The organism is Streptococcus sp. F2 (assembly GCF_056500955.1).
In genome coordinates this window covers 36,159-50,323 of sequence record NZ_JBWKAI010000003.1, presented here as the reverse complement: position 1 = coordinate 50,323, position 14,165 = coordinate 36,159, and the positions used below count along the sequence as shown (strand labels likewise).

Here is a 14,165-nt window from a genome sequence, read left to right as displayed (position 1 = left end):
GAAAGTGAGTATTGTGACTAATAAAACATTACATAAAGTGCTTGTCAAGCTAGCAGCCGTTTTGGCTATACTATTCTTGGTGTTACCAACAGGACTGACAGCTGTGACAGTACTTGCCGAACAAATCAACACAGAAAATCTTACCCCGGTAGAAACCGCTGCTGGGGAAATACTAAAAGAAAGTGATCTTGATTTTGAACAAGCTATTTCAACATCAGGGGAAGTTCTCAAAGATGGTTCAGCCAGCTGGATACAGTTGACCTATAATAAGGTCAATCAAAATCTAGCTAAGCAAGATCTCTTTTTAAGACTGCCTCAAGGCATGACGATTGAGGGGATTGGTCAAGACCAGAAGCTTGATGTTAAGAGCGTTTCGGTGCCTAAGAATCTTGATTTGGACGAAGCAGCTTCAACCATCAATAATACTAACATCATCACTGGGTTTGAAAAAATAGGAGAGCAAGACTATAAACTTAGCTTTGCCGCAACATCAGAGACTCTTAATTTAGTGTTCAAAGTGACGGATACCATCTTAAACGAAACAAGAGAACTTCAACTAGGAGACAAACAGGACCCTAAACAAGCTACGATAAGTAAAACATTAAGCTTGGGCATTGCAACAGGGGAGGACAGAGCAAGTACAAGCGAAACGACTACAGCACCAAGTATTCAACCAAGAGCTGTGACAGCTCCTACCACTGGTGGCTGGGATGTTAGCCAACAGGTGAATGTGTTAAATGGGCAGTTGACTCTAGATGATAAGAATGCTAATGGTATTTATGATGTAGAAGCACCAGACTCATTATCATTTAAAGCTCAGCTAACCCTGCTAGATCAGAGTTTAATCGTACCAGGAAATTACTTTGAATTGAAATTATCAGATTCAATTCACTACAATATGTTAAATCCAACAGATATTAATTTTCCATATTTAACACAAGGTGGAAAAGTGATTGCTGTTCCGGAATTAGTTCAGGATCCACCAGTTGATGGTCTTTTGAGAGCAACGGGTAAAACTGTCCGCTACCGTTTCACAGACCAAGTTAGAGGGATGGATTCACTGACTATGACCTTGAATTTAGGTCATTCGGTTAATCCTAATGTGGTTCAGAACAATGGTAAATATGATTTTTCTTATCAGATAGGTAGGCATATTACGAAACAGAAGTATGATGTGCAGTATGGGAATCCTAAAGAAAAAGAGAACCTAAATGTTCATCAACGCTTAACTTATACTGACTCCAAGCAAAATCTTAAAGCCAGTAGTTTGATATATGTGAATCCACTACGAATTGCTCAATCTAACGGACAACAGACGCTACAAATTGGGGCCCCTAAATCACAAAATATAGGTGGTAAAGATGTTGCTAATTTGTTGCAGCTAAATGCTCAAACAGCTGTTAAGGTTTATAAGTTAAAAGATCCAAAAGGCATTACAGATGCGGTTAACCTTGATAAACAATATTGGGAAGAAGTTCCAAATCCAACGATTATTAAAAGGAATGGTAAGATTGATGTTTCTTTCGACTACACAAAAGGGGACTCTTCGACTTATGTTGTTGCAGTAACGACAGTTCTTCAACAAGAAGGGGTTGAGCCAGTCTTTATCGCACAGATGGCAAGGCTCATGAAGGACTCTACATCAACTTCAGTATTCGAAGGAGATGCTATAGCTTTTAATAGTAGTGGAGGTTCTGCGTCAGGTGATCAGACTCCAAAAGGGACACTTTACCTGAATAAGGTCGAAATGAATAAAAAACACCTTGCTAATGCTACCTTCACTCTTTCAGGAAGTACGACTGCAGGTCAATTTCTTTATCGCACATTGGTAACAGATACTAAAGAAGTTAGCTTTTCTGACTTACCTCCTGGTTCCTATCAACTAAAAGAAACAGCAGCTCCATCGGGCTACCAACAAATAACAACCCCATGGACAGTAATTGTTGACGACAAAGGAAAAGTGGCAGTTACAGATAATGAAGCTGACACGCAAAAAGCTCAGGAAGAAGCGGAAATTGTCATTTTATGGGAACAAATAAAAAGTTCTTCTTATCGTGTTGGTGATGTTAAATTTTATCAAGATAGGCTTAAAGAACTAGTTGATGCTATTGCCAATCCAAATGCAAAGTACACTCTTATTGGGTACAGTGGTAGCTCCACTCAAGCAGCGCAAGTGCTTTTTCAGTCAAAATCAGCGAGTGAAGTGCAGACTGCCATTAGTTCTGCTTCGTTCCTTGATAATTTAACTGATAGCCGAGTCGCAATGCCATATGCTTATCAGTTGGCATTGCAACAATTTCAAGCTAGCAAAGCTAAACAGAAATATTTGCTTCAGTTAACGGAATACCCTATTTATAATTCTAATAATGTTGAAAAAGCATTAATTTCTAATAGTCAGGCGACTATGAACTCTATAAAAAAATTAGGGGTAAATCCATACTTATTAGTTGCTCGTGATCCATCAAAAAATAGAAATAAATATTTGGACCCTTATTCTTCGGGGGCTTCTTTTGGGACTTTGTTTGCGCAAGAAAATATTCATATAGCTTGGAAGAATGAAACAGCCTCTACGCTTGTTTCTCCACCTTATGAGGACTATAGCTATTCGAAACAAATCCAATCTATTGGTTCTGCAATTAAACAACAAATCCCTGAATCTATCCTGACTATTACAAACAAGACAAGCGGGAAGTTCAGTATTAACAAGATTGACGAAGCTAAAAAAGGCTTAGCAGGTGCTACCTTCACCTTGTCTAAACGCACAACAGTAGCGGCAGATCATCAAGTACAAGGAGATTTCATTCCTGTCAGCAAAGAGACAACAGCCGGTCGAACAACCCTTACCTTTGACAACCTTAAACCTGGAGTTTATGACCTTAAAGAAACGAAAGCGCCGAATGCTTACGTGCTTGATCCTAAGACTTATGTAGTGGTCGTTCAAAATTCAGGAAAAACGACAATTGTGGATGAAGCTAACTTCAAAGAGGCTGATTACCCAATGGCTGATAATACCAGCCAGTTTGACTATCCAACCAAAGAGATTGCTAACGAACCGAATAAGATTGTATTTACTAAAATTGGTGATGGCGGCAAGTCTTTGACTGGAGCTGAATTCGAATTGCGTAAGGGGAACGAGAAAGTCCAAACAACCACATCAGGTGCTGCTGGTCTGGTAACTTTTACCAAATTACTTCCAGGAAGTTATGAGGTCTGGGAAACCAAAGTATCTGAGGACATTTACAATCTCCCTCAAGAAGCAGTAGCAACATTTGAGGTCAAGGCTGATGGTACTTTATCAGAACCTCAGGGCCGTCTTTTTAGGAAAAATGCACAACAAAATAACCGGTATGAAATTCGCAACGAGCTGGTTAATAAAAAAATAGGTGATCAAAAAATTAAGGTCATCAAAAAGGATGAACTCACTGATCTACCGCTTCCAAAAGCAAAATTCCAACTTGAAGCTTCAGATGGTACAATTTATATCGGAATTACAGATGACAAAGGTGAGTATGTCTTTGACAAGTTACCATTTGGACAATATGTCTTGACAGAAATAGAGGCCCCCTCAGGTTATGTCTTGGATCCAACGCCACATAAAATCAACATTACAGAAGTGGACGCTCCTGAGACAGAGGTGGTTGCAGGAGGAACCACAGTAGAAGCAACTCCTGCTGCTGGAACCCCAGTAGTAACCAATGCAGTAACTGCTCCAACGGGAAGGGATGTTTCGGACTTGATTGTTTTGGATGAAATTGATATTAATTCATCAAACGAAGATACTCCTCGTACGGTTAAACCAAATCATGGTGAAAATGTGATTATACGAGCAGAATTTAAGATTAAACCAGGAAGTGATATTAAGGCAGGAGATACGTTTACAGTTACTTTACCAGATACTGTTGATCCGTTTGGGATTTCTGCGCCAGAAAATGTCGGCTTTAGAATATTAGGGCCCCTAGGAACACTCGCATTGGGAACTTATAATCCTAGTTCTCGTACTATTACCTATACATTTACAGACTATATTAGCCGCTACGCAGTAACTTCTTTTAGTTCTATTTCACCATTTTTTATTGATAGATATACCGTTAAAACCAATCAAGAAATTGATTTGTTTTTAAAGGTTGGCCAAGTATCTTCGAATTTATATCATTTTACAGTTGATTATAATCCTTACTATGGTACAATGGACACCAAGAATCCTGTTAACATTGGATCGATGATTACCAGATTAGATCAAGACACAGGGGATTTTGTGAATTATGTTTACATTAATCCTGCGAGACAGTCTTTATTGGATACCACTTTTACGCTTACTGGTAATGGTTCAACCATTCTGGATGCTAACACTAAAGTTCAAGTATTTGAAGTAGATAATCCTGACACGCAAATGCCACCAAGTTGGGGAATTGATGACAATAGTTTGAGGGAAACTGATAAGTATTACATCTATAAACAGAATGGTCAAATCTTGATTAACTTCCATGATGACCTTTATCTTGGAAAATCTTATATTGTTAAAGTTACGGGAAAATCAGATTTAAGCAACGACGAATCTGTTCATACGGCAGCAGTACTAACGCAACGCCGTTATAATTATTATTCCTATATAACACAAACAGGAAGATATATTCCATCAGGTCATTATATAGAATCGTTTACTTATACTTCTGATGTTGTCAAAAAATCCGGTGAAAGTAGTGCTGACGGTTCGGTCATTGTTAGATTATCCAACCGGAAAAATTATATTGATTTTGTCAAATCAGATGCCCAAGGAATCCCACTTGAAGCCACCTTTGAGTTGCGGAAAAAAACAGCTACCAACGATACGGTAACGGTTGGAACACCGGTAACTTCTGATAAGGCAACAGGGAAGTTCTATTTTGAAGGACTTCCTCAAGGAGATTATGAGGTTTGGGAAACCAAGGCGCCAGAAGGTTATGTCAAACCCGTTAAAGCGGTGGCCACTTTTAGGATTAATGACAAAGGAGAAGTCGTTGAGAAGAGCTTAGAAGATAGTCGTATCATTAACTATCCAAGGCCAGAATTGCCAGCAACAGGAGGCATGGGGTGGATAGTTTACATGGTTATGGGAAGTGCTATTTGTTTTATAGCTATTTTCTGGAACCGACCGTTTCGGTTTAAAAAATAACCGACACAGTACTTAGAGAAAAAGAGTATCTAAAAACACTAAAAAAGACAAACACCAAATCGATGTTTGTCTTCAATCTGAGGCAACCCATTTGGGTTGCCTATTCTTTTTGTAACCTTAATCAGACTCGATTTTTTTGAGGTAGCGGTAAACGCTTGGTTCAGAGATGCAAAGGATGTCAGCGACTTTTGAGACAGCTCCTTTTAATTGGAAAACACCTTTTTCAGAAAGCTTGGTCACGATGTCTATTTTAACCTCTTGGCTAAGGTGGACATTGTGTCTCAATAAAGAAGGATCAATAATTTCACTGATAATATCTTGAATATTAGAAGTTAAAATCTCAACTGGTTCTTCTTGAAGGGCAACTGTTGATGTTGTTTCATGAGCTGTAGGGATGAGTTGTCCTAAGTTAAGATTGGCGAGTTTTAACAAGTCACTAGCCACACCTTGATAAGCTGAGATATCTAAGTTGATGCACAGCATCCCCTCAAGGTTGCCCTCTTTATCTTTGATAAAGAAAGTAGATCCCCGGACCTCTTTGTGTAGAGGACTCACAATAGCTTTGTAATTAGTGACAAAATCTTTTTCCTGATAAACTTTTTGCGTGATGAGGTCAAGGGCAAATTTGGTAAGGGGAGAATTTTTAGAACGTCCACTGATGTGGCTGTTCACTAGTTCTCCGATATAAATGTCATTTTTGTCAATCACATGCAAAATAATTTCGTAGTTGTCTCCTAGGACATCGTGAAGAAATGTAATAACGGTTTTCCAGTAGTTTAGTGTTTCTTTATCCATATTAAATTTCCTGTATCTTCTTGTTTATCAATATAGTAATACATTTTAGGCTAAAAGACAATTGGCAATAGTTGGAATTATTTCAATAATAATTTTTTATTAAAATGATAATTTATTATTGACTGTGAATACGGTTTCCTGTAAAATTTAACTATATTATCAATGAGGAGGTTTGAATATGAACAGCTACCCACAACCGATGGGGCCTTATTCAACATACATGATTGAAGGAAATCTTCTCTACACTGCAGGCCAATTGCCCCTTGACCCAGTAAGTGGTCAGTTGCCGGATGGTTTTGAGGCCCAGTGTCGTCAAGTTTTTGCCAATTTACAAGCTATTTTAGCGGAGCAGAACAGGGAACTAACTCATATCTGCAAGTTAACGGTGTATTTATCAGACTTGGTTTATTTTGACACATTGAATCAGGTCATGATGGAGTTGTTGGAAGAGCCTTATCCTATACGGACAGCGGTTCAGGTGGAGGCACTTCCTCTACAAGCATTGGTTGAAATCGAAGCTGTGGCAAGAGTAAACTAGTTACGGCACTTTATAATAAAATAGATTGGTGGAAAATATGGATATTCTTTTGGGAACAGGGCTGTTGGTTCTTGTTTTAGCAATTTTTAGTTTGTTTAATTATAAGGCTCCTCACGGAGCTAAGGCGATGGGAGCTTTGGCTTCGGCAGCTTGTGCGTCTTTTTTGGTTGAAGCTTTTCAAGATTCGTTTTTTGGACAAGTTTTAGGTTTTCAATTTTTAAGTGAAGTTGGTGGTGCCAATGGGGCACTATCAGGAGTTGCAGCAGCTATTTTGGTAGCTATCGCGATTGGTGTGTCGCCAGGATATGCTGTGTTAATTGGTTTGTCTGTTTCAGGAACAGGCATCATCCCAGGTTTTGTGGCAGGATACTTGGTATCCTTCCTAATCAAATGGATGGAGAAAAATATTCCTGGTGGCCTTGATCTGATTGCGATTATTATTGTTGGAGCACCTTTGACACGTTTCTTAGCACAGTTGATTACGCCTGTGATTAATGGCACTTTGTTAACCATTGGTGATATCTTAACATCAAGTGCTAACAGCAATCCGATTATTATGGGTATGATTTTAGGTGGGACTATTGTGGTTGTAGCGACAGCTCCCCTTTCATCAATGGCTTTGACAGCTATGCTTGGCTTGACTGGTATTCCGATGGCTATTGGGGCACTTTCTGTATTTGGTTCTTCTTTTATGAATGGTGTATTGTTCCACAAACTAAAATTAGGGGAACGAAAAGACAACATTGCTTTTGCTATTGAACCGTTGACTCAGGCAGATGTGACCTCTGCTAATCCAATCCCTATTTATCTTACTAACTTCGTGGGTGGTGCAGCTTGTGGCGTCTTAATCGCTTTAATGAAGTTAATCAATGACACTCCAGGAACAGCGACTCCAATTGCCGGTTTCGCCGTGATGTTTGCCTATAATTCTGTCACAAAAGTTTTAATGACAGCGGCTGGTTGTATCATTTTGAGTTTGATAGCTGGCTATATCGGAGGCTCTGTTTTCAAGAACTATCGTTTGGTGACTAAACAAGAATTGCAAGCAAGAAATTAGAATCAGTTGTTGGTTGAGTTCGTGATAACCTACCCGTCAGGGACGGTTAAGTAAATATAGCAATCTCTTAATATCCTTCGTCTATGACGATTGAAGCCCCAGCAGGTTAATCTGTTGGGGCTTTCTGAATGGCTTAGTGACAACACACGGAAATGCTTCTAAAAGGAATGAAAAAGTCTATTCAAGAAACGTTGGTAGCACATCTTGAATAAACCGATCTGAAATTATTGAGACGCTTGAAGCTTGTGGCAAGCTGTATTTCTAATGGATAAGTTTTCTGTAGTATTTAGGGAATAAGGCTAATCAGCGGTTTCCTTCTCCACAGTCTTTTGAGTTTCTTTGCCTTCATTTAGGAGGGCTTGGACAATTTTTTGATCACGCAATTTGACCGAATCATTAATGGTTTCAGCCGATTTGACAATGACGCTTTCTAATTGGGCCCGTTCTTTTCGCCCCTGATCGATAGCAGCAATGATGCCATTATTTTGTGCTACGAGGCTTTCTGCTAAGGTGGTGACTGATTTGATGGACATGGTAGGATTTTGTGCGGACCGTTCTAAAGCTGGGATAGCTTCTTTGCTGGTTTCCGCCAACATCTGAAGGGCAGCATTATTAGCATTGACAATGGCGTCAGCAGTAATGCCAGATTTAACCGATTGTTGTATCATTCCTAACTGAGCAATAGATAGTTTCATCGTTGGAATGGTGTTACGTCGTAGCATGCCTAGTTTTTGACGCATATCCGAAGATACCTTAACCAAATTACGCATTTGAGGGGTTGTTGCCCAAGCAACATATAGACGGCTGAGATACTCGGTGTGCTGTTGTTCTAGAGTGTTAATGACTTCAGTAGTTCTCGCCAAAAGGTCTGTCTGGACTTGATATTCTGGTGTCGCACTATCCAAAGTTGCTAATTTTTGTTGTAAGGTCAGGGCACGTGTAGTAGCTTCCTTCTGACTAGCTTCGATAAAGGCGATGACACCAACCAAATTTTCAATGGATTTGGTATTGTCTTCAATTAATAGCTCTGCTGAGACAATATTGCGAGCTAAGGTGTCTTCTTGTTTGACTACAGCTGCAGCCATACTGTCCATTTTTTGCTCAATATTTTGGGAATCAAAATAAAATTCCTGCAAGGTATCCCGACTTTGTTTGAAAAGTTTCTGAATCAAATTGGGTTTCTTCTCCAAATCAGCAGGAGTAGCATCCTTGTACTTTGCAATAAAACCGTTGAGTTCTCGATTGGTGTTTTTGAGGAGATCATCCACTTGCGGAATCTGTAATTTTTTTTGTTCTGCCAAGATATGATTAACCGTTGCATTAACCCCTTCGACAGCAGATTGACCAAAGTCAAGAAGGGCATTTTGGTCTACCAAAAAGGTATCTACCAATGCCGGGGCTTTGGCAGTAATAGCTGTCTGCTGGTCAGCACTTAGTTTCTCAAAAAAAGAAATCTGTCCAGTGGTGTTAGTTGGTAATTCAGAAATAATATCAGTGGTTTTGTCTGTTTTGACAATAGCGTTGTCAGCAATTTGGTCAATATCAAAATGAAATTCTGCCATGGGAAAACTCCTTTAGTCTTTTTCTTGAGAGGTTGTTGCACGTTTTTGAGCAGCTCCTTGCATCATGCGAAGACTGATATCAAAGTCTTTAAGGTCACTTTCGTTAAGTTGACGAAGGGTCTCATCAAGGTCTTCATCAAACTGTTGGATGGCTTGTCGAGCCCGTTCCAAGCGTACATCAGCATTGTAATAATTTTTAGGATTTTCCTTGATTTTTAAGTAGCCAGTCAAAATATCTTGGAAGCGTCGCATGTTGGATTCATGAAGAGCCATCAATTCTTCTTGATTGTCAGCCCCTTGAATTTTGGAGAGAATCGCTTGATGGTCAGTTTGGATATTATCGTAGTATACCTGAAGCTCTGGTGCTTTGTGGATAGGATTGGCGGTAGCTTCTTCTAAAGCTTGCGTTTTCAAACTTGTTGCGATTTGTATTTTTTCCAACTGTAGGCTAACATCGCTTTCTACAGTATTGGCTTTTTTAGTGATGCGACGATAAATAGTAGGGTCCATTTTTTCTTTTAAGGCAATGGCTTGTGCTTTTATCTCACTGAGTTGTGGTAATAATTGTTTGGCAAGAATGGTGTATTGGGCATCGTCCTTGTTCTCTAAATAGCTTTCTAGTAAGTTGACTTTGCGGTCAGCTAACTGAATATTAGCTTTTAAATCTTCTAGCTGTTTGGCAAGAGTAGCTTTTGCTAAACGCTTTTGACGTGATTTGAACCGGTAAATGCCGTAGGCAGCTCCTCCCAAGATGAGGGGAGGAAGAACATTTTCAATAAACTCAATCAAAGGAGATCCACCCAGAAAACTGGCCATAATGACAAAAAGAATAAGAGGACCAACCCACTTAAATGGCTTTTTTCGTTTGTCTATAACATCATACTTACTCATCATTCCATACTTCCTCTATACGCTTTTACAGTGACTCTTTTAGCAAGAGTAACTTATCTCTATTTTACCTTAAATCACTTATTTCTTAAAGAAAAGACCTGATTTCACACCCACTATTTTAGATTTTCTCATGAAGTGAGAACAAGCAATTCTATGAAGAAAAAGGAATCTTTATCTCACTAATGTTCGTTATTTCTAATTATTTTGATGATTAAAAAAACATTTTAACTTTTTTTCTGAATATTGACAGGGAAAACTGGCAGGGAAAAACATTTTTTGCTATAATAAAGTGTAAAACATATGCTTGCAGGTGAGATTCCTGCCCTATTCTCTTGGAAAATGAGGTAGCTGTATTCCTCTAAGGGATGATCGGTGAGATTGCCTTATCCAGCTTTTGAGAGAATAAGCGTTTTGGAAAGTTAGGACATGATATGACATCAGTAGTAGTCGTTGGTACCCAGTGGGGTGATGAAGGTAAAGGAAAAATCACTGACTTTTTATCTTCAGATGCAGAAGTGATTGCACGTTATCAAGGTGGTGATAATGCGGGACATACTATCGTTATTGATGGTAAGAAGTTCAAATTGCATTTAATCCCGTCAGGTATTTTCTTCCCAGAGAAAATTTCTGTGATTGGTAATGGTGTTGTGGTTAATCCCAAATCATTGGTAAAAGAGCTAGCATATCTCCATGACGAAGGAGTGACAACAGATAATCTTCGCATTTCAGACCGCGCTCATGTTATTTTGCCTTATCATATTCAGTTGGATCAGTTACAAGAAGAGGCTAAAGGCGACAATAAGATTGGAACAACCATCAAAGGGATTGGACCAGCTTATATGGACAAGGCAGCGCGTGTTGGTATCCGTATTGCAGACTTATTAGACAAGGATATTTTTGCAGAGCGTTTACGCATTAACTTAGCGGAGAAAAATCGTCTCTTTGAAAAAATGTACGACAGCACACCGCTTGATTTTGATGCTATTTTTGAAGAATACTATGCTTACGGTCAAGAAATTAAACAATATGTGACAGATACTTCTGTGATTTTAAATGATGCACTTGATGCTGGTAAACGTGTTCTTTTTGAGGGTGCACAAGGGGTTATGCTTGATATTGACCAAGGAACTTACCCATTTGTAACCTCATCTAACCCAGTTGCTGGTGGCGTCACTATTGGTTCTGGGGTTGGCCCAAGTAAAATCAACAAAGTTGTTGGTGTCTGCAAAGCCTACACTAGCCGTGTTGGTGATGGCCCATTCCCAACAGAGCTTTTTGATGAAGTGGGTGAACGTATCCGTGAAGTTGGTCATGAGTACGGTACGACAACAGGTCGTCCACGTCGTGTAGGTTGGTTTGACTCAGTTGTTATGCGCCATAGTCGTCGTGTGTCAGGGATTACTAACCTTTCCCTCAATTCCATTGACGTTCTTTCAGGACTTGATACCGTTAAAATTTGTGTTGCTTACGATTTAGATGGTGAACGTATTGATCACTACCCAGCAAGTCTCGAGCAACTCAAACGTTGCAAACCTATCTACGAAGAATTGCCAGGCTGGCAAGAGGATATTACAGGTGTTCGTAGCCTTGATGAGCTTCCTGAAAATGCCCGCAACTACGTTCGTCGCGTTGGAGAATTGGTTGGCGTTCGCATTTCAACCTTCTCAGTTGGTCCAGGACGTGAACAGACTAATATTCTGGAATCTGTTTGGGCGTCTATTTAATCATTGTGAGTGAAGAGGAGTTGGACAAGTTGTCCAGCTCCTTTTAGTATATTTGTATTCTGATATTGGCTTTTCGCTGTTAGCTGTTTCTGTTGCTTGTGATTTTCAGCTTAAAGATAACATGGTGTTCCCTTGGTACGAGTATAGAGAATTTAATGTTCGGTTTTTGTTGTAAAATCAATATTTTTCGATAAAAATAATAGGATAAAACTGATTTTTTTGATATACTAGGTTTTCCGTTCTTTAAAAAAACTAAAGGACGTCAACAAAAGAAGCTTTATATTTTAGAAGATTAAACATTTAGGAGGTTCATTTTCACATGAACAAAAAGGTAATGTCGCTTGGACTTGTCTCAACAGCTCTTTTAACACTAGGAGCTTGTAGCAATCGCTCTGCCCAAAAAGAGGCTGATCATTCGTTAAAGGTTGCTATGATCACAAACCAGACTGGGATTGATGACAAATCATTCAACCAATCAGCTTGGGAAGGTTTGCAAGCCTGGGGAAAAGAGAATAAGCTTAGCAAAGGAAAAGGCTATGACTATTTCCAATCAGCAAACGAGTCAGAGTTTACAACGAACTTAGATTCAGCGGTATCAAGTGGTTATAACCTAGTGTTTGGTATTGGTTTCCCATTGCATGATGCCGTAGAAAAAGCAGCGACAGATAATCCTGATAGCCAATTTGCTATTGTTGATGACGTCATCGAAGGTAAGAAAAATGTTGCCAGCATCACTTTTTCAGACCATGAAGCTGCTTATTTAGCAGGAGTTGCGGCAGCCAAAACCACAAAGACTAAACAAGTTGGTTTCGTTGGTGGCATGGAAGGTGTCGTGGTTAAACGCTTTGAAAAAGGTTTTGAAGCTGGGGTTAAATCTGTGGATGATACCATCAAGGTAAGAGTCTCTTATGTGGGTTCCTTTGCGGACGCGGCTAAAGGGAAAACGATTGCAGCTGCCCAATATGCTGAAGGTGCTGACGTTATTTATCAAGTAGCCGGTGGCACTGGAGCTGGTGTTTTCAATGAAGCCAAATCGCTCAATGAAAAAAGAGATGAAGCAGGTAAAGTTTGGGTTATCGGTGTTGACCGCGACCAAAGTGAAGATGGCAAATACACCTCAAAAGATGGCAAATCATCTAATTTTGTTTTGACATCAAGTATTAAAGAAGTTGGTCAAGCACTTGCTAAAGTTGCTACAAAAACCGCTAAAGGCAAATTCCCGGGTGGTCAGGTGACGACGTTTGGGTTAAAAGAAGCTGGCGTGACGTTGACAACAGACGCTTTATCAGATGAGACGAAAGCTGCTGTTGAAGCGGCCCAAAAAGCTATCATTGAAGGGACCGTTACTGTTCCTGAAAAGTAACAGCCAGATAACTTGTTTAGATAAAAAAGTCACTCGCTTTTTAGCGAGTGACTTTTTGAGTAAAGAAAAGCTGATAGTAATGCGTCTTTAAGGGGTATTCAAAAGAAGCGCAATAGGTTTTTACGTTGTCAGCTAGCCAGTAGAATGGGATTGTTCGGTACGCTTTAAGCAATAGTGATGTCAAAAAGCTAAAGGCCCTTCTCTCAGAAGTAGCAATGAATATTGTGGTTGAGAAAGACAGCCTGATAGTCTTCCAAGTCCTCAGGGTGATAGGCCTTAACCTCAGCCATCTCATAATCCCTACCTAATAGCTTGTACTTATTTTCGCCGAATTGGTGGAAAGGTAATAGCTGTACTTGGTCGATGTCAAGTTGGTTGAAGAGTTCTGAAAAGGCTTTAGCATCGTCTAGGGAATCATTGAATTGAGGAATAACTGGAATCCGTAGAACGATTTCTTTGCCGGCTTGAAAAGCGTAATGAATGTTTTTGATGATTAAGTCGTTACGAACTCCGGTTACCTTGCGGTGTCTAAGTTGGTCATAATGTTTTAAATCGGTATAAATAAAGTCTACGTAGTCAATAAGCGTAACAAATTGATCATGTTTGGCAAAGGCGGTGGTTTCAATTGCAGTGTGAAGACCTGCTGCCTTAGCAGCTTTTAACAGGGCTAAAGCAAAGTCAAACTGAGCAAAGATTTCCCCTCCTGATAGGGTCATGCCGCCGCCAGATTCTTCGTAGAAATCAATATCTTTGAGCACTTCCTCGATGACCTCATCAACGGTTTTTTCTTGTCCAACGATTTCGGTTCTCAGGCCATCGCTGCTTAGCATTTGTTCGGGCGCTTTTTGCTGAGATTCGGGATTAGCACACCAAGGACACCTTAAAGGACAGCCTTTCAGAAAAACGGTTGTTCGAATCCCTGGGCCGTCATGGATGCTAAAATGTTGGATATTAAAAACAATACCGCGATTAGTCATAGTGTCTCATCCTTTCGTTATAGGATCATCATAGCAGATAAACGTAAATAAATCAATTACGAATGAAAGAAAAATTAACTTTTCTTTTAAGAAAATAACTGATACA

General features: G+C 39.6%; 9 protein-coding genes. 5 read left to right on the top strand and 4 right to left on the bottom strand.

Translation table 11 applies throughout. From position 1 onward, the window contains the following. Nucleotides 1-13: 13 nt before the first annotated feature. A complete protein-coding gene (locus tag ACYTR8_RS01830) occupies nucleotides 14-5,152 on the top strand; it encodes a SpaA isopeptide-forming pilin-related protein (RefSeq protein WP_479641575.1) in 5,139 nt (1,712 codons plus the stop codon). Nucleotides 5,153-5,269: 117 nt separating this feature from the next. Here the strand turns inward: ACYTR8_RS01830 and ACYTR8_RS01825 are convergent, their stop codons facing one another. Next, complete coding sequence (locus tag ACYTR8_RS01825; protein ID WP_479641574.1) at nucleotides 5,270-5,947, bottom strand: helix-turn-helix transcriptional regulator; 678 nt, start codon at nucleotides 5,945-5,947, stop codon at nucleotides 5,270-5,272. Nucleotides 5,948-6,125: 178 nt separating this feature from the next. On the opposite strand from ACYTR8_RS01825, the gene ACYTR8_RS01820 reads away from it, so the two are divergent. Beyond that, entirely contained in the window at nucleotides 6,126-6,485 is a 360-nt protein-coding gene (locus ACYTR8_RS01820) for a RidA family protein (RefSeq protein ID WP_003061669.1), read from the top strand. Nucleotides 6,486-6,522: 37 nt separating this feature from the next. Then, complete coding sequence (locus ACYTR8_RS01815) at nucleotides 6,523-7,542, top strand: PTS sugar transporter subunit IIC (RefSeq protein ID WP_003060913.1); 1,020 nt, start codon at nucleotides 6,523-6,525, stop codon at nucleotides 7,540-7,542. 299 nt (nucleotides 7,543-7,841) lie between these two features. Here ACYTR8_RS01815 and ACYTR8_RS01810 read toward each other — a convergent pair whose 3' ends face one another. Together ACYTR8_RS01810 and ACYTR8_RS01805 are read right to left on the bottom strand one after the other, a co-directional pair. Continuing rightward, the gene (locus tag ACYTR8_RS01810; protein WP_479641573.1) at nucleotides 7,842-9,104 is read right to left on the bottom strand and encodes a toxic anion resistance protein; all 1,263 of its coding nucleotides are present in this window, start codon (nucleotides 9,102-9,104) and stop codon (nucleotides 7,842-7,844) included. Nucleotides 9,105-9,116: 12 nt separating this feature from the next. Further along, nucleotides 9,117-9,998 (bottom strand): hypothetical protein, encoded by an 882-nt coding sequence (locus tag ACYTR8_RS01805; RefSeq protein ID WP_479641572.1) that lies wholly within the window; start codon nucleotides 9,996-9,998, stop codon nucleotides 9,117-9,119. A gap of 428 nt (nucleotides 9,999-10,426) precedes the next feature. On the opposite strand from ACYTR8_RS01805, the gene ACYTR8_RS01800 reads away from it, so the two are divergent. Further along, a complete protein-coding gene (locus ACYTR8_RS01800) occupies nucleotides 10,427-11,719 on the top strand; it encodes an adenylosuccinate synthase (RefSeq protein ID WP_003060354.1) in 1,293 nt (430 codons plus the stop codon). A gap of 319 nt (nucleotides 11,720-12,038) precedes the next feature. Next, nucleotides 12,039-13,082, top strand: coding sequence for a BMP family lipoprotein (locus ACYTR8_RS01795; protein ID WP_479640394.1), 1,044 nt, complete (start codon nucleotides 12,039-12,041; stop codon nucleotides 13,080-13,082). 203 nt (nucleotides 13,083-13,285) lie between these two features. Here the strand turns inward: ACYTR8_RS01795 and ACYTR8_RS01790 are convergent, their stop codons facing one another. After that, nucleotides 13,286-14,059, bottom strand: coding sequence for a glycyl-radical enzyme activating protein (locus tag ACYTR8_RS01790; protein WP_269760348.1), 774 nt, complete (start codon nucleotides 14,057-14,059; stop codon nucleotides 13,286-13,288). Nucleotides 14,060-14,165 lie beyond the last annotated feature (106 nt).